This window comes from Parabacteroides gordonii MS-1 = DSM 23371 (assembly GCF_000969825.1).
In the GTDB taxonomy this organism is placed as follows: Bacteria; Bacteroidota; Bacteroidia; order Bacteroidales; family Tannerellaceae; genus Parabacteroides; species Parabacteroides gordonii.
The window spans coordinates 1,650,611-1,674,591 of sequence record NZ_KQ033920.1; the positions used below are offsets into that span (position 1 = coordinate 1,650,611).

At 43.5% G+C, this 23,981-nt stretch carries 22 protein-coding genes and 1 tRNA gene; 8 read left to right on the forward strand and 15 right to left on the reverse strand.

Annotated elements, in window-relative coordinates; all coding sequences use genetic code 11:
• Positions 1-51 precede the first annotated feature (51 nt).
• From HMPREF1536_RS23695 to HMPREF1536_RS23735, 10 genes are all read right to left on the reverse strand, one after another.
• Positions 52-807 carry a DNA-binding domain-containing protein gene (locus HMPREF1536_RS23695; protein ID WP_028727273.1) on the reverse strand — a complete coding sequence of 252 codons (756 nt, stop codon included), beginning with the start codon at positions 805-807 and terminating at the stop codon, positions 52-54.
• Positions 808-1,233: 426 nt separating this feature from the next.
• On the reverse strand, positions 1,234-3,249 hold the full coding sequence (rho, locus tag HMPREF1536_RS23700) for a transcription termination factor Rho (protein WP_028727272.1): 2,016 nt from the start codon (positions 3,247-3,249) through the stop codon (positions 1,234-1,236).
• Between the two features lie 190 nt (positions 3,250-3,439).
• Positions 3,440-4,780, reverse strand: coding sequence for a tRNA lysidine(34) synthetase TilS (tilS, locus tag HMPREF1536_RS23705; RefSeq protein ID WP_028727271.1), 1,341 nt, complete (start codon positions 4,778-4,780; stop codon positions 3,440-3,442).
• Between the two features lie 76 nt (positions 4,781-4,856).
• The gene (locus tag HMPREF1536_RS23710) at positions 4,857-5,621 is read right to left on the reverse strand and encodes a zinc ribbon domain-containing protein (RefSeq protein ID WP_028727270.1); all 765 of its coding nucleotides are present in this window, start codon (positions 5,619-5,621) and stop codon (positions 4,857-4,859) included.
• Position 5,622: 1 nt separating this feature from the next.
• Positions 5,623-6,720, reverse strand: a complete 1,098-nt coding sequence (locus HMPREF1536_RS23715) for a Nif3-like dinuclear metal center hexameric protein (protein ID WP_028727269.1) — start codon at positions 6,718-6,720, stop codon at positions 5,623-5,625.
• 12 nt (positions 6,721-6,732) lie between these two features.
• Positions 6,733-8,490, reverse strand: coding sequence for an aspartate--tRNA ligase (aspS, locus tag HMPREF1536_RS23720; protein WP_028727268.1), 1,758 nt, complete (start codon positions 8,488-8,490; stop codon positions 6,733-6,735).
• A gap of 74 nt (positions 8,491-8,564) precedes the next feature.
• On the reverse strand, positions 8,565-9,068 hold the full coding sequence (locus HMPREF1536_RS26785) for a hypothetical protein (protein WP_052349806.1): 504 nt from the start codon (positions 9,066-9,068) through the stop codon (positions 8,565-8,567).
• Positions 9,069-9,094: 26 nt separating this feature from the next.
• A complete protein-coding gene (locus HMPREF1536_RS26790) occupies positions 9,095-9,448 on the reverse strand; it encodes a fimbrillin family protein (protein WP_122146746.1) in 354 nt (117 codons plus the stop codon).
• A gap of 5 nt (positions 9,449-9,453) precedes the next feature.
• Positions 9,454-9,834, reverse strand: a complete 381-nt coding sequence (locus tag HMPREF1536_RS26795) for a fimbrillin family protein (RefSeq protein ID WP_028727266.1) — start codon at positions 9,832-9,834, stop codon at positions 9,454-9,456.
• Positions 9,835-9,894: 60 nt separating this feature from the next.
• The gene (locus HMPREF1536_RS23735; RefSeq protein ID WP_044191897.1) at positions 9,895-10,209 is read right to left on the reverse strand and encodes a phage integrase SAM-like domain-containing protein; all 315 of its coding nucleotides are present in this window, start codon (positions 10,207-10,209) and stop codon (positions 9,895-9,897) included.
• A gap of 679 nt (positions 10,210-10,888) precedes the next feature.
• Here HMPREF1536_RS23735 and HMPREF1536_RS23745 point away from each other — a divergent pair.
• The 5 genes from HMPREF1536_RS23745 (at position 10,889) to HMPREF1536_RS28480 (ending at position 15,864) form a co-directional block, all read left to right on the forward strand.
• Positions 10,889-11,218: a nucleotide pyrophosphohydrolase gene (locus HMPREF1536_RS23745; RefSeq protein WP_028727264.1), complete on the forward strand. Its 330-nt coding sequence runs from the start codon at positions 10,889-10,891 to the stop codon at positions 11,216-11,218.
• Between the two features lie 10 nt (positions 11,219-11,228).
• Complete coding sequence (locus HMPREF1536_RS23750) at positions 11,229-12,473, forward strand: DNA/RNA helicase domain-containing protein (protein ID WP_081693288.1); 1,245 nt, start codon at positions 11,229-11,231, stop codon at positions 12,471-12,473.
• Positions 12,474-12,997: 524 nt separating this feature from the next.
• Complete coding sequence (locus HMPREF1536_RS23755) at positions 12,998-14,809, forward strand: reverse transcriptase/maturase family protein (protein WP_046151773.1); 1,812 nt, start codon at positions 12,998-13,000, stop codon at positions 14,807-14,809.
• A gap of 112 nt (positions 14,810-14,921) precedes the next feature.
• Positions 14,922-15,656, forward strand: a complete 735-nt coding sequence (locus HMPREF1536_RS23760) for a DNA/RNA helicase domain-containing protein (protein WP_225608093.1) — start codon at positions 14,922-14,924, stop codon at positions 15,654-15,656.
• Positions 15,657-15,714: 58 nt separating this feature from the next.
• Complete coding sequence (locus HMPREF1536_RS28480) at positions 15,715-15,864, forward strand: HTH domain-containing protein (RefSeq protein ID WP_147337537.1); 150 nt, start codon at positions 15,715-15,717, stop codon at positions 15,862-15,864.
• Between the two features lie 79 nt (positions 15,865-15,943).
• Here HMPREF1536_RS28480 and HMPREF1536_RS23765 read toward each other — a convergent pair.
• Positions 15,944-16,018 (reverse strand) — tRNA-Pro (locus HMPREF1536_RS23765).
• Positions 16,019-16,237: 219 nt separating this feature from the next.
• Between HMPREF1536_RS23765 and HMPREF1536_RS23770 the strand changes: the two genes are divergently transcribed.
• Positions 16,238-16,882 (forward strand): recombinase family protein, encoded by a 645-nt coding sequence (locus tag HMPREF1536_RS23770; RefSeq protein ID WP_028728445.1) that lies wholly within the window; start codon positions 16,238-16,240, stop codon positions 16,880-16,882.
• Positions 16,883-16,968: 86 nt separating this feature from the next.
• Here HMPREF1536_RS23770 and HMPREF1536_RS23775 read toward each other — a convergent pair whose 3' ends face one another.
• The 4 genes from HMPREF1536_RS23775 to hypF form a co-directional block, all read right to left on the reverse strand.
• Complete coding sequence (locus HMPREF1536_RS23775; protein ID WP_028728444.1) at positions 16,969-19,029, reverse strand: acetate--CoA ligase family protein; 2,061 nt, start codon at positions 19,027-19,029, stop codon at positions 16,969-16,971.
• A gap of 79 nt (positions 19,030-19,108) precedes the next feature.
• Positions 19,109-19,873 carry a hydrogenase nickel incorporation protein HypB gene (gene hypB / locus HMPREF1536_RS23780; RefSeq protein ID WP_028728443.1) on the reverse strand — a complete coding sequence of 255 codons (765 nt, stop codon included), beginning with the start codon at positions 19,871-19,873 and terminating at the stop codon, positions 19,109-19,111.
• Between the two features lie 16 nt (positions 19,874-19,889).
• Positions 19,890-20,231: a hydrogenase maturation nickel metallochaperone HypA gene (gene hypA / locus HMPREF1536_RS23785; protein WP_028728442.1), complete on the reverse strand. Its 342-nt coding sequence runs from the start codon at positions 20,229-20,231 to the stop codon at positions 19,890-19,892.
• A 1-nt stretch (position 20,232) separates the two neighbouring features.
• Complete coding sequence (hypF, locus tag HMPREF1536_RS23790; RefSeq protein ID WP_028728441.1) at positions 20,233-22,500, reverse strand: carbamoyltransferase HypF; 2,268 nt, start codon at positions 22,498-22,500, stop codon at positions 20,233-20,235.
• Positions 22,501-22,677: 177 nt separating this feature from the next.
• Here hypF and HMPREF1536_RS23795 point away from each other — a divergent pair, with 177 nt between their 5' ends.
• Both HMPREF1536_RS23795 and hypD read left to right on the forward strand, forming a co-directional pair.
• Entirely contained in the window at positions 22,678-22,905 is a 228-nt protein-coding gene (locus HMPREF1536_RS23795) for a HypC/HybG/HupF family hydrogenase formation chaperone (protein WP_028728440.1), read from the forward strand.
• Complete coding sequence (hypD, locus tag HMPREF1536_RS23800) at positions 22,902-23,981, forward strand: hydrogenase formation protein HypD (protein WP_028728439.1); 1,080 nt, start codon at positions 22,902-22,904, stop codon at positions 23,979-23,981. Before HMPREF1536_RS23795 ends, hypD begins: the two co-directional genes overlap by 4 nt.

The window sequence follows — 23,981 nt, forward strand, 5'->3', positions numbered from 1 at the left end:
CCTGCTAGAGGAACGCCGGGGTTCCCGATGCCGCAACCGTGGCATCGAATTTTATTCTATTACGGGACGATCGTCCTCGCCACTTTCACCAGTACCGATAAAGACAGTAGTAGACACGGAACGGGGCGATTTACGCAAGGCGTTTTTACCCTTCATATATTGGTTTGTAATAGTCAGTTCGTATTCGCCATCTGTCAGTTCGGAAGGAACGATAAAGATCAGTTTGCCGGGATCGTTGGTACTGAACATGTCGCTACCAAGGGTTACCACCGCATCGGTAGTCGTATTCCGGAAAGTGATTCCTACTGCCGGATCATCGCCTATCACGCGAAGGTAGGCTCCATAAACGGCGAAATTGCGTCCGGGTGTCATGCTACCGTCGGTCATACCGTTGCTACGGTCTTCCACTCCGGTGATATACATTACGTCAGCTTTCTCGCCTTCAATTACAATTTCAGTTTTAGTAATCTCTTCGCGGATCACCTTGTCCTGGATGAAAGAGACGTAGATTCCGTTCTTTTCAGGGTTCCAGAGGCCTTTTTCTATAATTCCCGTAAAACGGGGTATGGCATGGAACAATCCGGTATTGACGCTGAAGCCATTCATCAGGAAGCGTGCCACGATACGTTCATAGAGTGTAACTACATGTACAAGAGTCTCTTGCCGTAGACCTGTATCTTCTTCACGCATTTCTTTGTAGATCTCATCATGCCCTGCATTCCCCGCGGATTCGAGTACCAAAATCCGATCTTTCGGATCTGTCGTTAAGCTGTTATCTGCCAGCCATCCTCTTAATTTGTTTTGCATACCAGTGTTTATTATGGAGTTTTGTTAGATCTCCGGTTAATAATCGACCGTTTTGTCAAAATCAAAATGACTAGAAAAAACGATCGTTTTTTCTAGTCATTTTCGTGGAGGTGTCATCTTCTCCGTCATTTATTCTAAATAACTTGATTATTAGAGGTTAATAAACATCTGAAAAATTTGGTCGGTATTCTAAAAAAGCCTAGTTTTGCAGACAAATTAAAACGATCCTTTTTTCTAGCCATTTTGATTATTCGTGCTTCTTTCGTATCATTTCTATTTTGAATAAAACGATTCTTTAAACAATCAGGTATTTTTTTCTTTGAGAATATATAAAAGTCTATCAATGAAGATGTTTAAGTATATATAAATAAAAAAAGGAGATATACCCTAAAGTATACCTCCTTTAATAACATATAGCTTCTTTGTTTATCCGTTCATAGAAGCCAGGAACTCCATATTGTCGTAAGTCTGTTCCATACGTTTCTTTACAAACTCCATTGCTTCGAGCGAGTTCATATCCGACAGATACTTGCGGAGGATCCACATACGGTTCAATGTACTTTCATCCTGCAACAGGTCGTCGCGACGAGTACTTGAAGCAGTGATATCGACAGCCGGATAGATACGTTTGTTCGACAGTTTGCGGTCGAGCTGCAATTCCATGTTACCTGTACCCTTGAATTCTTCAAAGATAACATCATCCATCTTGGAGCCTGTTTCAGTCAACGCTGTAGCCAGGATCGTCAGGCTACCGCCGTTTTCGATGTTACGAGCTGCACCGAAGAAACGTTTCGGCTTCTGCAGGGCATTCGCATCCACACCGCCGGAAAGAACCTTACCGGATGCAGGCTGAACGGTATTATAAGCACGTGCAAGACGTGTGATAGAGTCTAACAGGATTACTACATCGTGGCCACATTCCACCATACGTTTTGCCTTGTTCAGAACGATTTCGGCAATCTTCACGTGGCGTTCTGCCGGTTCGTCGAAAGTAGAAGCGATCACTTCGGCATCTACGCTGCGAGCCATGTCGGTTACTTCCTCCGGACGTTCGTCGATCAGCAGGACGATCATGTACACTTCCGGATGGTTGGCTGCGATTGCGTTAGCGATATCTTTCAGCAACATGGTCTTACCGGTCTTGGGCTGTGCCACGATCAAACCACGCTGTCCTTTACCGATCGGCGAGAACAAGTCTACAACGCGAACGGAAATATTATCATTCACCTTCGGAGCCTTACGTGCGGTAAGCATGAATTTTTCGTCGGGGAAAAGCGGTGTCAGGTGATCGAAAGGAACGCGGTCGCGTACGTCTTCCGGCGAACGGCCGTTGATCTTGTCCACTTTTACCAGCGGGAAATATTTTTCACCTTCCTTCGGAGGACGGATAGCACCTTCCACCACGTCGCCTGTCTTCAAACCAAACAGTTTGATCTGCGACTGCGATACGTAGATATCATCCGGAGAAGTCAGGTAGTTATAATCAGAAGAACGCAGGAAACCATAACCATCCTGCATCATTTCCAATACGCCGGTTCCTGTCAGGATACCATCAAATTCGTATTGTTTTTCCTGCGGTGCATTGTTATTATTGTTGCGCTGGTTGTTGTGGTTGTTCTGATTATTCTGATTGTTCTGTCTGTTGTTAGGACGAGGAGTGTTTTGCTGCTGCGGTTGCGGAGCGGCTTCCTTTTCAGGCTGTGCTGCCTTTTCCTGTGGTTGCGGCTTGGCTGGTGAAGGAGAGAACGGGAAGAGCTGGTCGAGAACCGATTTTGTATCGGGATGTCTGAACACCACTCTTTTTGGTTCGTTTTCCGACGCCGGAGCCTCGTTTGCAGGAGCTTCAGGAGCCGGTACTGCCGGAACTTCAGGTGCTGCTTCCACTACAGGCAACTCTTCGGGAGCACCTTCCACAACAACCGGAGGTAACAATGGTTTTTCCACTGCCGGGACTTCCGCCGCAACAGTCTGGGTAGCTTTTGAAACTACCACCTCGTCCGTATCGTTAGCAGGAGCAACCGCACCGGCTACTTTTTCCTTTTTCTCGATACGAACTCTTTTCTTACGATCAGGTTGTTCCTTCTTTTCTGCAGCAACTGCTACTTTCTTTTCCTCTACGGGTTTTGCCGCTTCCGGAGCCGGAGCTGCTGCAACGTCTTCTGTTTTCGCTGCTTTCACTTTGCTTTCAGCCTTAGGAGCTTTGGCTGCCGCCGTTTTAGGTGTTTTCTTCGCTTTCGTCTGCTTTTCAGCTTTCTTAGCCTCTTTTTCTTTCTCCTTTTCTGCCTGTTGACCTGCATAAGAGATAGCTTGCTCATCAAGAATACGGTAAACAAGTTCTTCTTTTTTCAAAGAACTTATTTTCTTAATTCCCAACTCTTCCGCTATACTCTGCAATTCAGGAAGGAGTTTTTCATTTAGTTCTAGAATGTTATATTTCTGCATATTGAGAAGTGAGTAATAAAAACGGTAGACGATAAAAGATTGTACAACACGTGCTTACCGCTATCATTGTATCTTAATAGTTTTTGATAATAAATAAATTTCAATGTAAATAACCGGATTGTTTAGCTAATTTGAATCATTAGTAACACATCTGCGGAGTAAATCTTTGCAAATGTAAGAACATTTTTAGTTATTCTATTATTTTTGTCGAAAAAAAATTCACAACCAGCACACTCTTAGTCTCTTTGTCGACACAAAAGCGATTATCAGAGCGCTCTCCCACAATCCAGAGAATGTTTTCGCCGCTACAGAGAAGCCATGTCTGCTCTTTGTCTATACGGCTGAATTTATGATCTGAAAAATAATCGCTCAGTTTCTTACGGCCTTTCATTCCAAAAGGAATAAACCAGTCTCCTTCTTTCCATTTACGAAGTGTCAGGGGAAAAGAAAGTTTGTCGTAATCAAAATAAGCGATATGTTTATCCTTTCGGATATTGAAGTCACTATTAATAACAATCTTCTGGAAAGAAAGTTCAATAGGGCCACGCCAGATATCCTCCAGAACATCGTCGGCGGTAAAGGTATATTCCTGTATTTCTTCCTTACCGACCGGAGAAAGCAACAGGTATTCGCGGTCTTTCAGCAACCGGTAATCGGACGAATAAAACATCTTGCCGGGTTCTTTTGCCAGCGAACGGAATATATCATCGGCCACCTGCCGGGTAAAGCCATATGGTTTCAGCAACTCGTACAGAATAGTTGCAGGCGAAGGATAGTCCGTCAGCCGGGCTATCGGAATACGGTCTCCCTCCTCCACCAATTGTCTGCGGGCTTCTTCCACGACATACAGATAGATAGCTTCTGTTTCGGCCAGATGATCGGCTGTACGTGCGATAGAGGCCTTTACGGATGGATTCAGCTCTTCCAGTAAAGGAAGCACGCGGAGACGGATAAAATTACGCGTATAGGCATCCGACAAGTTCGTGCTGTCAGTTACATACGGCAAATGCTGCTCTTCCAGCCAGGCCAGTATCTCGCTGCGGCTGACTGTCAGCAAAGGGCGCACCACATAACCGTTCTTCGGACGGATACCTCCCAGCCCACGGATACCTGTACCACGAATCAGGTTCAATAAGACAGTCTCCACGCTGTCATCGCGATGATGGGCAACTGCGATAGCTTGTGCACCCAGACGTTGCCGCATCTCCTCAAACCAGTTATAACGTAGTTCGCGGGCTGCCATCTCGATGGAAAGGCTGTGTTCGGCGGCATAAGCCGTTGTATCAAAATCTATCTTATGGAAAGGGACGCCCAGGTTACGGGCTGTTTCTCCGGCAAATTCTTCATCGCGGATAGACTCGTCGCCACGCAAATGAAAATTACAATGCAATGCAATACAGGTATAATCGAGCTGCACGAGCAAACTCAGCAAAGCGACCGAGTCGGCTCCTCCGCTGAATCCGACCAGAACGGGAGCGTCACCGGCCAGCAACTGCTGTTTCTCTATGTATGCACGAACGATATTCCTCATTTGCCATATAAAATTATGGCTTTAGCCAAACATATTTCAGCTAAAGCCATAAGCTTTTTATTTACTGTGTCAGTATTTATTCTTCTACACCAGCCAGTTCCGGGTCGATCATGATACGTCCGCAATATTCGCAAACGATCACTTTCTTACGCAACTTGATATCCATCTGTTTCTGGGGCGGGATCTTGTTGAAGCAACCACCGCAGGCATCACGCTGGATATAAACCACAGCCAAACCATTACGTGCACCCTTACGGATACGTTTGAATGCTGTAAGCAAACGCGGTTCGATCGTAGTTTCCAGTTTCTTAGCCTTTTCGCGCAGTCTTTCTTCTTCCTGCTTCGTTTCAGAGATGATCTCTTCCAGCTCGCTTTTCTTCTGAACCAGGTCAGCCTTACGGCCGTCCAGTCTTTCAGTCAACTGAGCGATCTCTTCTTTCTTATGACTTATTGATTCACCGAATTCGCGGATTTTCTTTTCAGAAAACTCAATTTCAAGTCCCTGGAATTCGATTTCTTTTGACAAGTTATCAAATTCGCGGTTGTTGCGCACGTTATCCAGTTGCGATTTATATCTCTCGATCAGACCGGTAGACTCAGTGATTCTGTGTTTCTGTTCAACAACAGCATTCTCATAATCCTGGATCTCCGTCTGATAGTTCTGAAGACGGGTTTCCAATCCTGCGATCTCATCTTCCAAGTCCTGAACTTCCAGGGGAAGCTCTCCACGAAGCGTTTTGATCTTATCAATTTCAGTCATCATCGTCTGAAGTTGATACAGCGTAGAAAGCTTTTCTTCAACTGTATACTCTTTTTCAGCTGATTGTTTATCTGTAGCCATTCTATAAATATTTTACCGGGTTTGAATTAACATTCGAAAAATGTACGGCAAAGGTAGGGAATTTTTTCGATATTATGTTATAAAAGATGTCTTTTGTACATACTTCAGACTCATAATGGCCTATTACAGCCAGCAATATGCGGTCTTCGACATCGTAAAAGTCATTGTATTTAGCTTCTCCGGTGATGAATACATCCGCCCCGTAGGCGATTGCGTCCTTTACCAGAAAAGCACCGCTGCCACCACATAGTGCCACCTCTCGTATCGGCTTACCTGTAAAGGCTGAATGCTTTACGCAACCTACCTGGAACAGGTCTTTTATCCGTTGCAGGAAATTCAGTTCGTCCTCTTCCTCCGGCAACTCTCCCACTACACCGGAACCTACCTGATCCCAGGTGTTATTCAACGGGTAGAAATCGAAAACCGGCTCTTCATACGGATGAACGGAAAGCAAGGCACGGGTAATGGTCGACTTGCGGAAAGCAGGCAATATCGTTTCGATACGTATCTCACGCTCTACATGCAACTCTCCCACTTCGCCACAAAACGGATTCGTACCCTCGCCGGCACGGAAAGTTCCTTTGCCTGCCAGATTGAAACTGCACGAGTCATAAGCCCCGACCGTTCCGGCACCGGCATTGAACAAAGTCGTCCGCACCAGTTCCGCATACGCTTCGGGCACGAAAGTAACCAGTTTCAGCAAGGCGCCTTTTTGCGGGCTCAGCACACGTACGTTTTCCAGTCCGATCAGTTCGGCCAGGCGGAAGTTTACACCTCCGGCTGCATTATCGAGGTTGGTATGGGCGGCATAAATCACCAGATCGTATTTGCATGCCTTCATCATACACCGCTCGATATAACTGGAGCCTGTCAATGATTTAAATGCTTTAAAGGCTAAAGGATGATGAGAAATGATCAGATTGCAACCCAACTCTATTGCCTCGTCGACCACCTCTTCGGTAACATCGAGACAAAGCAACACACCAGTGGTAGACTGGTTGACGTCACCCACCTGTACACCTGTATTGTCCCAGCTTTCCTGCAAGGGTAGCGGAGCGTATTGCTCTATTTCTTTCAAAACATCCTTTATCCGTAGCATATAGATATCTTTTTATTCTTTTACGTCTACCTTCAGGCACAACTCATCCAGCTGCACGTCGTCGATAACAGACGGAGCATCGAGCATGACATCGCGGCCTGAATTGTTTTTCGGGAATGCGATACAGTCGCGGATAGAATCGAGTCCGGCAAACAGAGACACCCAACGATCCAGACCATAAGCCAGACCACCGTGAGGAGGCGCCCCGTATTTGAATGCGTTCATCAGGAAGCCGAACTGAGACTGGGCTCTTTCTTCGGTGAATCCCAGCAAACGGAACATCTTATCCTGCAATTTGCTGTCGTGGATACGGATAGAACCTCCACCCACTTCAACACCATTGATAACCATATCGTAAGCATTGGCACGTACGGCACCGGTATCACTATCCAGCAACGGAATATCTTCCGGCTTCGGTGAAGTGAACGGATGGTGCATAGCATAGAAACGCTGATCTTCTTCGCTCCACTCAAACAGCGGGAAGTCGATCACCCACAGGCATACGAATTTATTCTTATCACGCAGGCCCAACTGACCGGCTACTTCAAGACGCAATTCGCAAAGCTGTTTGCGTGTTTTCATCGCATTGTCGCCCGAAAGGATCAGGATCAGGTCGCCCGGTTTTGCACCGAAAGCTTCCTTCATCTGCTGCAATGTTTCCTGTGTATAGAATTTGTCTACGCTTGACTTCACGCTGCCATCGGCTTCCACGCGGGCATATACCATACCCTTCGCTCCTACCTGCGGGCGTTTAACGAATTCAGTCAGCGCATCCAGTTGTTTACGTGTATAGGTAGCTGCTCCTTCCACACAGATACCGCCTACATAAGCTGCATCATCGAATACGGAGAAACCATAACCTTTCATGATATCCATCAGTTCGACAAACTTCATGTCGAAACGCAGGTCAGGCTTATCGCTACCATAATATTTCATAGCATCGTGCCAGGTCATACGCTGGAACGGCTCTTTGATCTCGATACCGCGAATTACCTTGAACAGGTGTTTTGCCATACCTTCGAAGATATTCAGCACATCTTCCTGTTCAACGAAACTCATCTCACAGTCGATCTGTGTAAATTCCGGCTGACGGTCGGCACGCAGGTCTTCGTCGCGGAAACATTTTACAATCTGGAAATAACGGTCGAAGCCGGAAACCATCAGCAACTGTTTCAAAGTCTGAGGCGACTGAGGCAATGCATAGAACTGTCCCGGGTTCATGCGGGAAGGAACAACGAAGTCGCGCGCACCTTCCGGTGTCGAGTTAACAAGAACCGGTGTTTCTACTTCCAGGAAACCTTGCTTATCGAGATAGTTGCGCACTTCGAATGCCATACGGTGACGCAGTTCCAGATTGGCACGAACGGTATTACGACGCAAGTCCAGGTAACGGTATTTCATACGCAGGTCGTCGCCTCCGTCGGTTTCATCTTCGATAGTGAAAGGAGGAGTTACGGCTGCATTCAGGATATTCAGCTCCGAAACGATCAGTTCGATCTCCCCTGTCGGGATATTGTTGTTCTTGCTCGAACGTTCTCTTACTGTTCCTGTAACCTGGATCACATACTCACGTCCCAGTTTGTTTGCCTTTTCACAAAGTGCGGCGTCTACTTCCTGGTTGAAAACCAGCTGAGTTATACCATAACGATCGCGGAGGTCGACAAATGTCATACCACCCATCTTACGAGTCTTCTGCACCCATCCGGCCAATGTAACCACCAGACCTTCGTCTGCCAGGCGCAAGTTTCCACAAGTTCTTGTTCTATACATCTTTTTAAAGATTTATTCTGTTTTAATGTGCAAAGATAATCATATTTCTATATCCAGCATGACTGAAGAGTATGTTAGTCGTCATTTCTGCAAATTTCGTAACCTCCTATCTTAAATTCCCCCATCAGGAGAAGGAACTCATAGAAATCGTCTACTTCCGGTCGGGAGTGGCAAAGATAATTGTCTAATGTTTCTAATTTGTAGGGATAGTGGAAGGCAAGTAAGAGGCTTGAGGCCATCTGATGGTATTTGGGGCGACCGTGGCGACCGGCTTTTTCAAGGACGTAGAACATAAGAGTAAACAGGTCAGGATTGTGGAGCGTATAGCGCAACTTGCCTAAAGGGGTGTGATGGAGCAGGTAATCGATATAAAGCTCGCGGTCATGTTTCAGGTATTTGTCTACATACTTACGGAACGGGCCGGGAAGGTTGTCGTAATAACCGAAGGCCAAACGACAAAGTTTGAGACGGCATTCCCTACGGAGGGGTTCTTCGAAAGTTTTCAACTTGGCGTCGAATGACGCAGAAGTAGGTGTGTTGCCAAATAGCAACTGCAATTCTTTTAATAGCTTTTTCATGATATGTGGTATCGAAGAGAAAAGGTTTAGCTCTCCGATACCACATTCTTCGCATCAGAATCAACACCACCCGCTTTTGAAACAGCACAATAGGTAAATCCGGCATCCTCTAGAGGACAAATACTGGTTGTATATATTATTGGTGTCATAACCAGCAAAGAAAATTGATGCTTAAAGTTCAGCGTAAGAGTCACTTTCTCTATGTCGGTGGCATTAGCAACACTGGCTGCTATCATCAAGTCGCTGGCGGCATAATTTGCCGCATCACTTTGGTCGGCGGCCGGTTGAAGATGCTCATTATTAACCAACGAAGAAACAATCTCATTTGTTGCTTGTAAGGGATCTATTGTAATCCTCTCTTTATATGGAGAATAGGCAATATAAGTTACCCCTCGTAATAATAAATTTTAGAATCTATTGGCAGACTCCAACGGGTTGTACCATCTTCCGCTACGGTATATGTTAGTCTCATGTTATCGATGTTGTCTACTATTGCATCATTCTTTATTGCAAAAAGACCGATAGCATTCCCATCACTAAATGTCGTCTTATATCCTTCAGTCATCGTACGTGTCAGAGGCACATCGGTTTGTTCAGGATTACTAAAATCACTTTTTGTAGCACAGATAGTTTGAACTACAGGATGTGCCGCATTACTACCGACACTGCCTATTACTTCTTCGTTTGTGCACCCGCTTCCTACAAGCAGAGTAGCCAGAAAGCTGATGCCGATAAGTAGTTGTTTTGTATATTTCATTGTTTCCATTATCTATTCATTTACTATATTATCCGCGTTATCCGTCTACTCCTCGCCGTCTACACTACCTTATGTATATACATTGTCGATGAGCTTAGCTTCGTAGGACAATACTTTTTCTGCCACAAGCCGGTTATAAACAGCCTTCAAAGTCCTTAGATAAGTGGAAATGGTATTCAGGCTTTTGCCATATCCTTTCATCCACTCTTCATACTCTTTCAACCTGCCGGGCGTAAATACTTCGTCTACCTCTATCGGCACCGCTTCGCCGCCCGAAAAATCCATAAAGGACTTCAGCGCATACCGGTATGTATGGGCTGCCGGTCGTTTCCTGTCCCTTTCCAGTTTTGAAATGACCGTTTTCATGTAAATTGTTAAATCCATTTTTCCTGTTCTTTTTATGTTTTTACTCTCCAAATGTCAGGATTTCAGATCTTTTACTAACACACAAATCCGGTTTTTGGTTGCTTGGGGACAGCACAAAGATATTTTGGAACGTTTCCAGGAGGAAAAGGAAAAATCATCCAGATGATTTTTTTAGCTATCCAAAATTGAAGAGAAAAAGGATAAAGAACATCGGGAGTTAAGAGGCAAAATACATGTTTTCCTCTCTGGAGAAGTCCATTTTATAGATGTTAAGAAGATAGCAAAATTCTTATTTCTTTTCCTAATTACTGACAAGGATAAGAAAATCATTCAAATGATCTATCTAATCTATATACAAAATGATAAAATAGCTCAATGCTATGATCCATTTTGTCATACCTTAACTCCGCGAGAACAGCATATACCCTGAAGAATATAGAATTTATCACATCCTGTTCATAGAAAAGGTTGCTATATTGACATTTTGATTTTCGCGGAGGCATAGACACAGCAAGCCGGCGGATAATACCAGCCAGATATGATTCGTACACCCGCGTAAAAGCGTCAGCGACCTTCTTCAGGAATAGTCGCTTGGCAAAAAACTCAGGATATTTCATATAAAATATAATTTATTTTATCAATTAGGTATAATCCCAACTAATTACTTATATTTGTTGAAACTTATAGACTTTAAAGCATGATAACATTTGAAGAACTTATAGATATCATCGTAAAATTCAGAGATGAGAGAGATTGGGAGCAGTTTCACAATGCCAAAGATCTAGCATTAGCATTATCTATCGAGGCTGCAGAATTAAATCAACTATTCCTTTGGAAATCCCCAGAAGAAGCAAATGTAGAGAAAATAAAAGAGGAATTAGCAGATATCCTAAATTATGCACTATTAATTGCCAACAAATATGGTTTTGATGTTTCTCAAATTATACTTGATAAAATAAAAAAAAACGCGGAAAAGTATCCTGTTGACAAAGCTAAAGGATCCTCGAAAAAGTATAACGAACTATAAATTAAAATCCATGATTGCTAAAAGAGTAATATATCAAGAACCTCAATCCATATTTTTCAAAGATGTAATGACTAATACATTTGTAGATAAAATGATAAAAACTGCAATGTACTACAACATAAACCCCAGTGATTCAGAAGTAAGATCTTGGGGTAATAATGCCCCTAAGATAAAAGATCTACTTGAATTAAGTGGAATTACAGATTCTTATATAACATTCGAGCATTTAGTTCCATACAATATGAAACGCATTGATTGTATTTTGTATGGTAGAAACTTATTGGGTCAAGGAAATGTCGTTCACATCGAACTAAAACAGTGGAGTAATAAAGGAGTCCAAGCTGCAATATCTGAAGGGAATTTTAACATTGATGAAATATCAGATGTAACATATAAAGTACAAGCATATACAGGTAGAGGTAATCGATTAGTAGCCCATCCATCTCAACAAGTAAGAGGTTATAATGATTATCTAACGGGATTCATTGAGGTATTAAGCAATAAAGAACTTCTTATTGAAGGCATTGCATATTGCTATAATTATCGTAAAAACGTAAAGCCAAATGCATTATATGATGCAAGGTATGATGAACTTCAAAAAACATACAAAACATATGCTGGAGACGAAGTTCAAGAATTAGCAAAACGCTTACAGAGCGCTTTAGGAAGGGGGGATGGTTTGACTATTTTCAATAAAATGATAAATAGCCCCATACGCCCATCTAAAAAATTACTCGAATCTGCAGCAAGTCTGATTCATGAAGGTAATTCATCGGAATTTGCTTTAATCGAAGAACAAATCATTGCTCGCAATGTTATACTTGACAAAATACGTAAAATAGGCAAGAAAAAAAGTGTAATTATCGTAAAAGGAGGTCCAGGCACAGGTAAAACAGTCATTGCCTTGCACATACTTTCCATATTGGCGAAACACAAGAAAAAGTATAACATCCATTATGCAACAAAGTCAAAACCATTATTGGAAGGCATTAAATATCGATTACCTCGCGGTAGTAAAGCTAAATATTTATTCTCAAACATTACTCAGTTTCTTCCTGCAAATTTTGAAAGAGACAGTTTGGATGTATTGCTGGTAGACGAAGCTCACCGTATCTCAAATAATGCAAACAATCAATATACACCATCCAACAAACGAACAAACCTCTCACAAATACAAACAATTGTAAGAGCATCTAAAATATCCGTGTGCGCCCGTAAAGGTTGCATCGTAAACATCTCTTTGGCAAGAGATTAGGAAAGTGTTCTTTGAAAATAACCTATCATCAGCCGACTTATCTGTTTTCGGGAAAACTTAACCGAGCAGGGAGTGTAGCATGTCGGAAAAGTCATAAGTCAGTTAGTTACCAAACTGCGACTGAATGGCGAGATGAAAAGATAGATATGAGGATAAAGTCCGAATTGATTAAACGATAGTCCGAGTGGTTCCCCTTTAGGCTATGGCGTAAGGTAACTATCAATCGCCATATCGTGATACTACTTCAGTGTATAGGTATGAATGTAGCAAGAACTTATCACGACACAACCGCAGTAAGCGAGTGAAGGACGGAAGTCGTATCCGACAATCTATCATGCCAACAGTTACGATGTAATAAACGGGGATTACCTATCCCGAAGTGCCGAAAGGCTATTAGGTTTGACCTATGAAAATTCGGAGTGGTAACGGAGCTTCCATAGTAGTCCGAGCAAGGTAACGCCTTGTACATGGCGAAGGGAAGCAGCTAATTATTAATACAATTAACGGAAAATGTGAGAGACATTATGAGAAGTCCAGAAAGAGTATTAAACAGTCTATCAGAACACAGTAAGGATGTAAGCTACAAGTTTGAACGTCTTTACAGAATTTTGTTCAATGAGGAAATGTTCTATGTTGCCTATCAGCACATCTACGCCAAAGAGGGCAACATGACTAAAGGTTCGGACGGTCAGACCATTGACAACATGAGCCTGAAACGAATTGAAAAGTTGATTGATACGTTAAAAGATGAAACGTACCAGCCCCAACCGTCAAAGAGGGTGTACATACCGAAGAAAAACGGTAAGAAAAGACCTCTTGGCGTACCGACTTTCAATGACAAGTTAATACAAGAAGTAGTAAGAATGGTATTGGAAGCCATATACGAGGGAAATTTTGAATACACCTCGCATGGGTTTCGACCCAATCGAAGCTGCCATACTGCATTAACTCACATCCAAAAGGAGTTTAGCGGTGCAAAGTGGTTTGTAGAGGGAGATATAAAAGGTTTCTTTGATAATATAAGCCATGATGTATTAATAAACATACTCAAGGAGCGCATTGCGGACGAACGCTTCATACGCTTAGTACGCAAGTTTTTGAAAGCGGGATATATCGAAGAATGGCAATTCCACAATACTTACAGTGGCACACCGCAAGGGGGTATCATCAGCCCGATATTGGCTAATATATACCTTGACAAGCTGGATAAGTATATAAAGGAATACATAGCCAAATTCGATAAAGGGAAGAAACGAAAATTCAGTAGAGAAAGTTTGGACTTCGGCAATGCAAGAAAACGTATTGTGCGAAGATTGAAGTCCGTAAAAGACGAAAGGCAAAGGGTAAAGCTAATCCTTGAACTGAAAGCAATAGAACAAGGACGGGCTAAATATCCCAATGGCGAAGAAATGGATGCCGATTACAGGAGAATGAAATATGCGAGATATGCAGATGATTTTCTCGTGGGAATTATCGGAAGTAAGCAAGATGCGCAACAGATAAAGGGAGATATTAAAAACTTCCTTGCTGATAAACTGGCATTGGAACTGTCTGATGAAAAGACACTTGTCACCCATACCGAAAGACCTGCCAAGTTTCTCGGATATGAAATTACTGTAAGAAAGTCCAACGACCAAAGACGTGATAAACGGGGTAGATTAAGAAGAACCTATGGTAAAAGGGTCTGCTTGAATGTCAGTATGGAAACTGTCCGTAAAAAACTGTTCGATTGGGGAGTCTTGGAAATGACAAACCGTAACGGAAAGGAAATATGGAAACCGAAATGTAAATCGGGACTGATATTCAATGACGACCTTGAAATCCTTGATAGCTATAATCGGGAAATCGTGGGTTTCTATAATTACTACTCCATAGCCAACAACTGTGCCCATGCCTTGAATAATTTCAAGTACATCATGGAATACAGCATGTACAAAACGTTTGCAGGCAAATATAAGTGCCGCACACGCAAGGTAAACAAGAAATATCGTAAGAACGGTAGGTTTATCATAAAGCACATGACTAAAACAGGTGTAAAGGAAAGATACTTTTACGACGGTGGCTTCAAACGCAAGAAGCCCACCTATAAATCGGAATGTGACACCATGCCACGAACAATTTATACTGCGGGGCGGACAAGTCTTGTTGAAAGGCTGAAAGCCCATGAGTGTGAATTATGTGGAGCGACAGACGACCTTGTTATGCACCATGTAAGGAAACTAAAGAACTTGCAGGGTAAGGAAAGCTGGGAACGACACATGATTGCCCGCAAACGCAAAACGATTGCCGTGTGCAGGAGTTGTCACAAAAAGATACATGACGGAAAGATAGACTAAAATTAGTGGAGAGCCGGATACGCTGAGAGGTGTAAGTCCGGTTCGGGGGCGAGCATTTGGAAACCTACCATAGAAATATGACAAGGCGCTGGGTGCTTAGCCTACATTCTTCATCGATGACAAACAAGCTATTAGAAGTGTTGAAATTGGATCATCAGAACTAATCCGAGATTGTGCAAAAGAATATGAGGCTGATATTGTTGAAATTGAATTAAAATCTCAATTTAGATGCAATGGTTCTGATAACTATTTAGACTGGCTTGAACAAGTTATTTATAATGAGCCTATAAAATCATCTTTTAAAAAAGAAGAATTTGATTTTAGAGTTTTTGATGATCCACAAACATTGTATGAAGAAATAAAGAAAAAAGATAATGTTGAAAATCAAACAGCCCGTCTCACTGCAGGCTTTTGTTGGCCTTGGTCTAGTGATTTAGATGAAAATGGTAATTTAGTAAAAGATGTAACAATTGATAAATTTGCAATGCCTTGGGAAACAAAAGATACTATTACTAGTATTCCTGAAGGTTATGTTAAGTGGTATGAATGGGCATATAAACCTGAAGGAATAAAGCAAGTTGGATGTATATATACAGCACAAGGGTTTGAATTTGATTATATAGGGGTTATCATTAGTCCAGATTTGCGATATGATACAGAAAAACAATGTTTAGTTACTGATATAAATAAAATAAAAGATCCTGTATTAAAGAGAAATTCCACAAATTTCGATAACTATGTTCGCAATATTTATCGAGTTTTAATGTCACGTGGGATGAAAGGATGCTATGTATATTGCTGTGACAACAATTTAAAAGAATACATCAAATCAAAATTACAACAATAACTCTATAATTATAAAAATAAGGCTCCGTTTCGGAGCTTTATTTTTATATGTACAGTTTGTGTTACACGAAGCAATGATCACAGTTTTAAAAAAAGCTAATAAGCCTTTAACTAGCAGTGAAATCGCTGATAAAATTAATGATCAAAATTTATATAAAAGAAATACCCTGCCTTATCAACGCTTATTAAAGAGAAATAAGACGTTTTAGCATAAAAAAAACGAGCCAATACAATAATGTACCGACTCGTTATCTCTTTAATTAGCTGAAAACAACTTTTTGTTTTGTGTCGGGGTACCAGGATTCGAACCTGGGACCCCCTGCTCCCAAAGCAGGTGCGCTAACCGGACTGCGCTACACCCCGTTTTACAACCGCTTTATTGTCGATTGCGGTGCAAAGGTAAGCATTTATTTTTAACCACCAAATATTTCGTGTTTTTTTTTAATTGATTACTTTCGCATCTGTTTTATTACCTCAACTAAAGGGAAAGGAGGAAAAGCAAAGGAAAGAAGTAGATCATTAAACATGAACATATTGCAGGCCAATATGTTATAATATAAACATATCAACATTGAAAATAGTATGATAATTGCCTATACACGAACATATTCAAACAAGCAACAAAGTGACAATCAAAAAAATGCGATTGAACAATTTGCAGTAAATAATAACATAACCATAGACAAATGGCATAATGATTCTCGAACTACTTCTTCACGCCATAAAAACAGGCTTGAAGAAATAATTAAGAATATGAATGCCGGCGACACACTGATTGTGGCAGATGTTACCCGTCTAAGCCGGAAATTAATGGAAATTATGCATTTGATCTTGTTATGTATTGAGAAGAAAGTGACACTTTACTGTCTTAAGGAAGGGTACACTTTCGAAGATAACGTCGACAGCAAGACGTTGGCATTTACTTTCGGACTCGTTTCAGAGATTGAAAGTAAACTAATCTCGACCCGTACAAGAGAATCTCTTGAGATCAGTAGAAATAAAGGGACAGCTCTCGGACGACCCAAAGGAACTCCTAAAATGGATCACCTGCTTGCTCAGAAAGAACAGATAGAAAAAGAGCTAAACGAAGAAAAAGCGACTTATGCTGAACTGGCTGAATATTACCAGGTGTCATTAAGTAGTTTTAAAAATTTCGTCAGAAACAATATCAGCCCTAGCCTTCCGGGAAGAAAAAGAACCGGAAAGAGAAAGAAAAAGATGGATTGAACAGTCAATAAATAAAAAGGGGAATTGAAAATAATCGACAGGCTAATACATTTTCAATTCCCCTTTTTTATTTCGTATTTATACGATCACTTTTCAATCCTTATCCGTGCATCGACAGCAAACAATCCCCGGTCAGTTGCCAACAGCGGATTAATATCCATCTCTTTTATCTCAGAAGCAAAGCGAAGGATAGTAGAAAGACGAACGATAATATCTGCATATTGCTGCTCATCAATACCTTTTTGTCCACGTGTTCCCTTTATGATTGGATATCCGCGCAAAGAATGGATCATTGAATATGTTTCATCATATGATAAAGGAGCCAACCCGTATGATACATCTTTCAGTACTTCGACGAAAATACCTCCTAATCCGCAAAGTATAACATGGCCGAAACCTTCCTCATACTTCGCACCGAGGAACAACTCCTGCCCTTTCAGCATAGGCTGAACCATAATGGCCGTTACATCCGGTAAGCGCATCATACGCTCGAATTCGAACAATAAATGTTCTTCACTCCGGATATTCAAGGCAACGCCACCGATATCACTTTTGTGTACAGGACCAACCACCTTAGCTACAACCGGGAATTTTACCTTCTTGGCAAATGCTATCAGCTCGTCTTTATCCGTCGATGTAAACTCTTCCACTAACGGAATATTTGCAGCTCCCAATAAAGTTCGAACCTGTTCGGGTGCCAGATAACCGTTTGAAGGTAACTGATCGATAATCCGGCGTACTTCCGGTACGTTGACACCATATAACTGAATATCGGTACTCATCGGCTTCGGCGTATTGATCACGCGCGAAAGAGCTGTTCCCAATGTCACCTCATCGGAGAAGTTGACGTGACCTTTCTTTACAAAACTGCGCACTTCAGGACCTGCCGTTACAATAGATGGTAAAACAGGGAAGATAGGTTTCTTACATTCCTCCATCTTTTTATGAAGTACCTCGTATGTCTCATAGAGTTTGACCAGGCCGGGACTACCGAAAATAACCATCATCAAATCGATCTCCTCAAAATGATTTTCACAATAATCGATCGCGGTAGCTAAATGTTCAGGCGTACCGGTTCCGATTATATCGATCGGATTACCGACAGCGGCTCCAGGATACAATTTGGATTTCAATTCAGCAGCAATCGGCCCTTCCAGATTCGGCACATTCAGACGCCCTTTCGAAAGAGCATCGGCCAACATGACCGCCGGGCCTCCGGCATGGGTTATAATAGCACAATTCTTTCCTTTCACCTCTTTCAATGTAAAGATACTGGCAACCGTAGTCAATTCTTCACGACTGAAACAACGTACGATACCTGCTTTACGGAATAAAGCTTCAACGGCTGAATCCGAGCTGGCTATTGCACCGGTATGTGACGAAGCGGCACGTTTACCCGATTCCGTACTACCAGCTTTAATGGCAGCAATATGACAGCCTTTACGGATCAATGAGGATGCATGATAAAGCAGTTTATCCGGATTCTTGATTTGTTCTATATAAAGCATTTTAATCTTTGAGTCGAGCACAGGATCAAAGTGACGATCCATATACTCAAGCACCTCCTCCACTCCAATCTGCTTGGAGTTACCGACCGACCAGACAGATGAGAAACGCAACCCTTTTGTCAATGCAGACTCGATAATGAAAAGTGCCGTACCTCCGGAGCTGGAAATAAAATCCACTCCATCCGGATGAAATTCAGGTATAGGTTGCGTAAATACGCCGTGAAATTTCGTATTCATCAGCCCGATACAGTTCGGGCCGATCATGGAAGCGCCGGCTTCGTTCACTGTTGCCAGCATCTGGTCTTCTAAAAGGGCTCCCTCATGGGTTTCTTCGCCAAAACCGGCAGAAACAACGATAAAAGCTTTTACATTCTTCTGATTAGCCAGTACATCGATAGCCTCAGGACAAGAAGGACCGGGAATCGACACGATAGCCATCTCCGTGTCCGGTATATCATGTACAGAATGATAAGATTTCAAACCTTGTACATCGTCTTCCCTAGCGTTGACAACATACAGTTCTCCTTTATATTTACCATCCAGAAGATTTCGTACCAACCGTCCACCCGGCTTGTGTACATTATTTGAGCCACCTACTACAACGATGCTCTTAGGGTCGATTAATTCTCGGTTAATCATAACATTTTGATTAATTTGGTTCAATGAATTGGAACAAATATAGCTTTTTTATCTATTCATCCACCGAAATCCGGGTAATTTATTTACATTTTGTACACTCTGAGACCAACCAATCGCACCAGGCATCCATTCCGGTTCCTTTCGTAGCCGACACTTCAAAGACCTTTAAATGGTGATTCACCTTCAAAGCATTATTCTTCAACGCCTCTACATTTGTATCCAGATAGGGTGCAAGATCGATCTTATTAATCACGCAAATATCAGCTTCAGCAAAAATATGCGGATACTTCAAAGGCTTATCATCCCCTTCCGTGGTACTCACGATTACGACTTTCTTTGCCTCTCCCAGATCGAACATAGCGGGACAAACCAAGTTGCCTACATTCTCGACAAACAATATCGAGCCATTTTCCGGAGAAAGATGCTTAACGGCATGGTTCACCATATCAGCTTCCAGATGGCAGCCTGTTCCGGTATTCACCTGAAACACAGGTATATCGAGGGCTGCGATACGGTCGGCATCATTGGATGTTTGCTGGTCGCCTTCGATAACATATATCTTTGGGGAAGGCTGTTCGCGAACAGCCCCTACGAGACGGCGGACAGTTTCTTCCAGAAGCGTTGTCTTTCCCGAGCCGGGTGAACTCATCAGGTTCAGGCAAAAGATCTCTTTTGCTTCAAAATAACCGCGATTGCGTTCAGCCAGCAAGTTATTGCGCTGAAGAATATCCTGTTCGAGTGTTATTACTTTGCCTTCATCGTGGTGATGATGGTGATGTTCATGGCCATGATCATGGTCGTGTTCGTGATGATGATGCTCTCCGCATCCGCAAGTTCCACACATAAGCGTTTTGTATTTATTATTTAATAACAATCGATTTTACACGAAGTTCTTTTCCTTTAATGATTTTAACACAATAAGAACCGCACTCCGGACAAGAAGCGAATAATGCTTCCATCGGGAATGTATGTCCGCAGTCGGTGCACTGTCCTTCACCCTCAATAATATGGCGTACAATAGTTGCCTGTTCGAGCATAGACCCTTTCACTGCGCTTTCCAGGGCGAAAGCCAGGGTTTGTAGCTCCACACCGGCAAGGCGTCCGATCTCCAGCTCCAACTCTTCGACCGCTAACGAACCACGATTACGCGCCTGCTCTTCGGCAAGATCCACAATACTTTGTGCAATAGACATTTCATGCATATCATTCTTTTTTATTTCGGGAAGCGGCAATAGCCAGTTGACCAACTGCCACTCCTCCATCGTTACAAGGTATACGGCCGGGAACATACAACGGAATGCCGGCTTCGGCAAAAAGACGCTGCAACTGCTCCGTCAGCCTTTTATTTTGAAAACAGCCGCCGGAGATGACCACACGGGAAACTCCGGTTTGCTTCAGAAGCCGTTTTCCTTCATCCAACAGCAGATAAGCGATCGTATTATGGAACCGGGCGGAAATATCACAAACCGACACTCCGGAAGCCAGATCATTCAATAACTCTTCAAACAGCGGACAAAAGGAAATAACATCTTCTTTTATTAGAACCGGATAGCAGTCAAAGGGTTCAATAGAAGCCACTTGTTCGAGCCGTACCGGTGCTTCGGCCTGGTGAGTCGATACATCACAAAGTCCCAGCAAAGAAGCAACAGCGTCGAAAAGCCGACCGACACTGGAAGTATAAGGTGTGTTTATCCCTTTCTCCATCATAGTAATCAGCATCCGGATCTTCTGTTCTCCTATCCGCTCGATGAAACCATCCGGAAAGCGAACTGATTCTCCGAAGTAATGCCACAAAAAAGCGACAGCCATCCGCCAGGGTTCAACAGAAGCCTTATCACCGCCGGGCAGCGGGACATACTCGAAATGCGACAAACGACGATACGTCTTACGGTCGCAAAGAAAAAACTCGCCGCCCCAGACTTTACCATCGTCACCCAATCCGGTTCCATCCAGCACGATAGCTATTACCAGTTCATGCAATCCGTACTCCAGCATACAGGCCGCAGCATGGGCATGATGATGCTGAACCTTCAGCAAAGGTAATCCGCAACGCACAGCCGTACGTTCCGCTTCCTGCGAAGAAAGATAATCGGGATGCAGGTCACACACCAGGGATGTTGGCGTGAAACGGAAAAGATGTTCAAACCGTTCCAAGGATTCCGTATAGAAGCTGAATGTTTCCCAATTCTTTAAATCGCCGATATACTGGCTTTGCAGGATCGTATCTTCCTTTCCCAAAGCGAACGTATTTACTTTTTCTGCTCCGAAAGCCAGGATTCCTTCCACCTCCACATCGGCAAAGAAAGGCTCGGGCACGTAACCACGCGAACGACGGATCAGACAAGGCTGCCCGCCGCAAACCTGCAAAACCGAATCATCCACCCGGTTATAAATATCCCGGTTATGATGAAGTATCAGCGGCACTTTACCGGATAACTGTTCCTCCGCTTCCGCAGGAGTAATAGCAATCGGATAATCACTCAGGTTTCCGCTGGTCATAACCAATGCCGGGACATCCAGCGCTGCAAACCAATCATAATGCAATGGCATATACGGCAACATACAACCTAACGTTTGCATATCCCGGTTGATATCAGCAGCAAGGGCTTTCTTTTGCTTCAGCAAGACGATCGGACGACGCCAGGAGATCAGGCAATCTTCTTCCGCAGGATCGACTTCAGCATATTCTTTCAGTAGACCGACTGAACGGAACATAACGGCAAAAGGCTTACTGTCGCGCTGCTTTATCTCACGCAGACGTTTCACCGCCTGTTCGTTCGCAGCATCGCATATCAAATGATAGCCGCCGATACCTTTTGCCGCAATCACTTCACCTTCGCACAGTAAGCGGCAGGAAAGATCGAACAGCGTCCGGTAGTCGGTTATCTCTACATTATTATATCGGGTATAATAGAAAGGCCCGCAATGATTGCAGGCCACAGGTTGCGCATGAAATCGTCGGTCACTGACAGTTCCGTATTCTTTTCCGCAATCAGGACACATCGCAAAAGCAGACATGGTTGTCTGTTTCCGGTCATAGGGCAGATCACGGATGATGGAAAAGCGCGGGCCGCAATGGGTACAGTTTATAAAGGGATATTGCAGACGATGGGGCTGCTCCTTCCTGTCTTGCAGGCATTCCGGGCAAACGGCGATATCGGGTGCCACCTGCGTTACCTCGTTCGAGTCGGAACGGCTGGGTGTAATGGAAAAGTCCGTGTAATTCGTGGCCGGATCTTCTACCTCCGTCACCCAGATGCTATGAATTGCAGCAACAGGCGGATGCTCTTTCTTTATACGGGAGATAAACCGGTCGCATTGCTCCGGAGTCAAGATAGCCCGGATGCAAACACCGTTATTCCGGTTATCGACCTCTCCTTTTATCCCCATCTCACTTGCGATACGATAGATAAAAGGACGAAAGCCAACGCCTTGCACTAATCCACGGATTGTCAATATCGATATTTTCACCCTTTATGTTTTAACTGTCCGGACAAATATAGAGGGTTTACCCGAATAAACAAACCGTCCGGACAACAATACAGATAGTTTTTATTTATCACTTAATAGATAATATGTATCATTTAACACACCTTTTCCAAAACATATTACCTACTTTTGAAGTTGTTAATAAAAACAAATCAACTTATGTGTCTTGCAATCCCGGGTAAAATAGTAAGCATTGACCGCTCCGAGCCTGATCTGACGATGGCAAAGGTAGATTTCAGCGGCATCGTAAAGAACATCTGTATCCAATGGGTGGATGTAGCAGAAGGCGATTATATTCTGGCACATGCCGGAATGGCGATCTCCGTAGTGAATGCTCAGGAAGCAGAGGAAACACTGGAAGACCTTAAGAAGCTGCAACGCTTATGAAATACGTCGATGAATACAGAAACAACGATCAGGTACAATCGTTACTCCGGGCTATCCGGCAGGTAACGACCCAGCCGTGGCATATCATGGAGATATGCGGCGGACAGACACATGCCATCGCCCGTTACCGCCTGGAAGAACTATTACCGCGAGAGATACATTTGCTTCACGGCCCCGGATGTCCGGTCTGTGTAACTCCGGTTGCACTGATCGACCAGGCACTGGAACTGGCCGGACAGCCCTCTGTCATACTGGCCTCATTCGGCGATATGATGCGTGTGCCGGGAACAAAGGAAGACCTGCTGCAAGCCAAAGCACACGGGGCGGATGTCCGTATGCTTTACTCCCCGCTCGATGCGGTTGAACTGGCAGAAGCTTATCCAGATAAGGAAGTCGTCTTCTTTGCTATCGGCTTTGAAACGACGGCTCCCGTCCACATGATGGCTTTAAAAGAAGCACAGCGGAGGAAGTTGCCGAACTTTTCGCTCCTCACCTCTTTATTTACCGTTCCTCCGGCTATGGAAGCCATCCTTTCCGACCCTGAATGCAAAGTGGACGGTTTTCTTACAGCCGGACATGTTTGTGCAATCACCGGCAATACAGCTTACCATAAACTGGCAGAGAGATATAAGACACCCATGGTCGTAACCGGCTTTGAACCGGTCGATCTGCTGTATGGCATTTACCGCTGCCTCCTTCAACTGGAGAACGGAAGCCATTTTGTAGAGAATGCCTACAAACGGGTCGTACCGGAAGAAGGCAATCCCGCCGCCCGCCGTTTAATGGATGAAACACTCGAACCATGCGACCAGGAATGGCGTGGGATCGGACTCATTCCCGGCAGCGGATTACAATTAAAGAAAGAGTATGCAAACTATTCCTCCCGGGAGAAATTCCCGTTCCATCCGAAAGGAGCTGAAATTTCATCCAGATGTATTGCCGGAGACATCATGCGCGGCATCAAGCAACCATCCGACTGTCCTTTCTTCGGAAAGGCCTGTTCGCCGGAACGTCCGGTAGGAGCTCCGATGGTTTCGTCGGAAGGAGTTTGCGCTGCATACTATAAATATATGTAA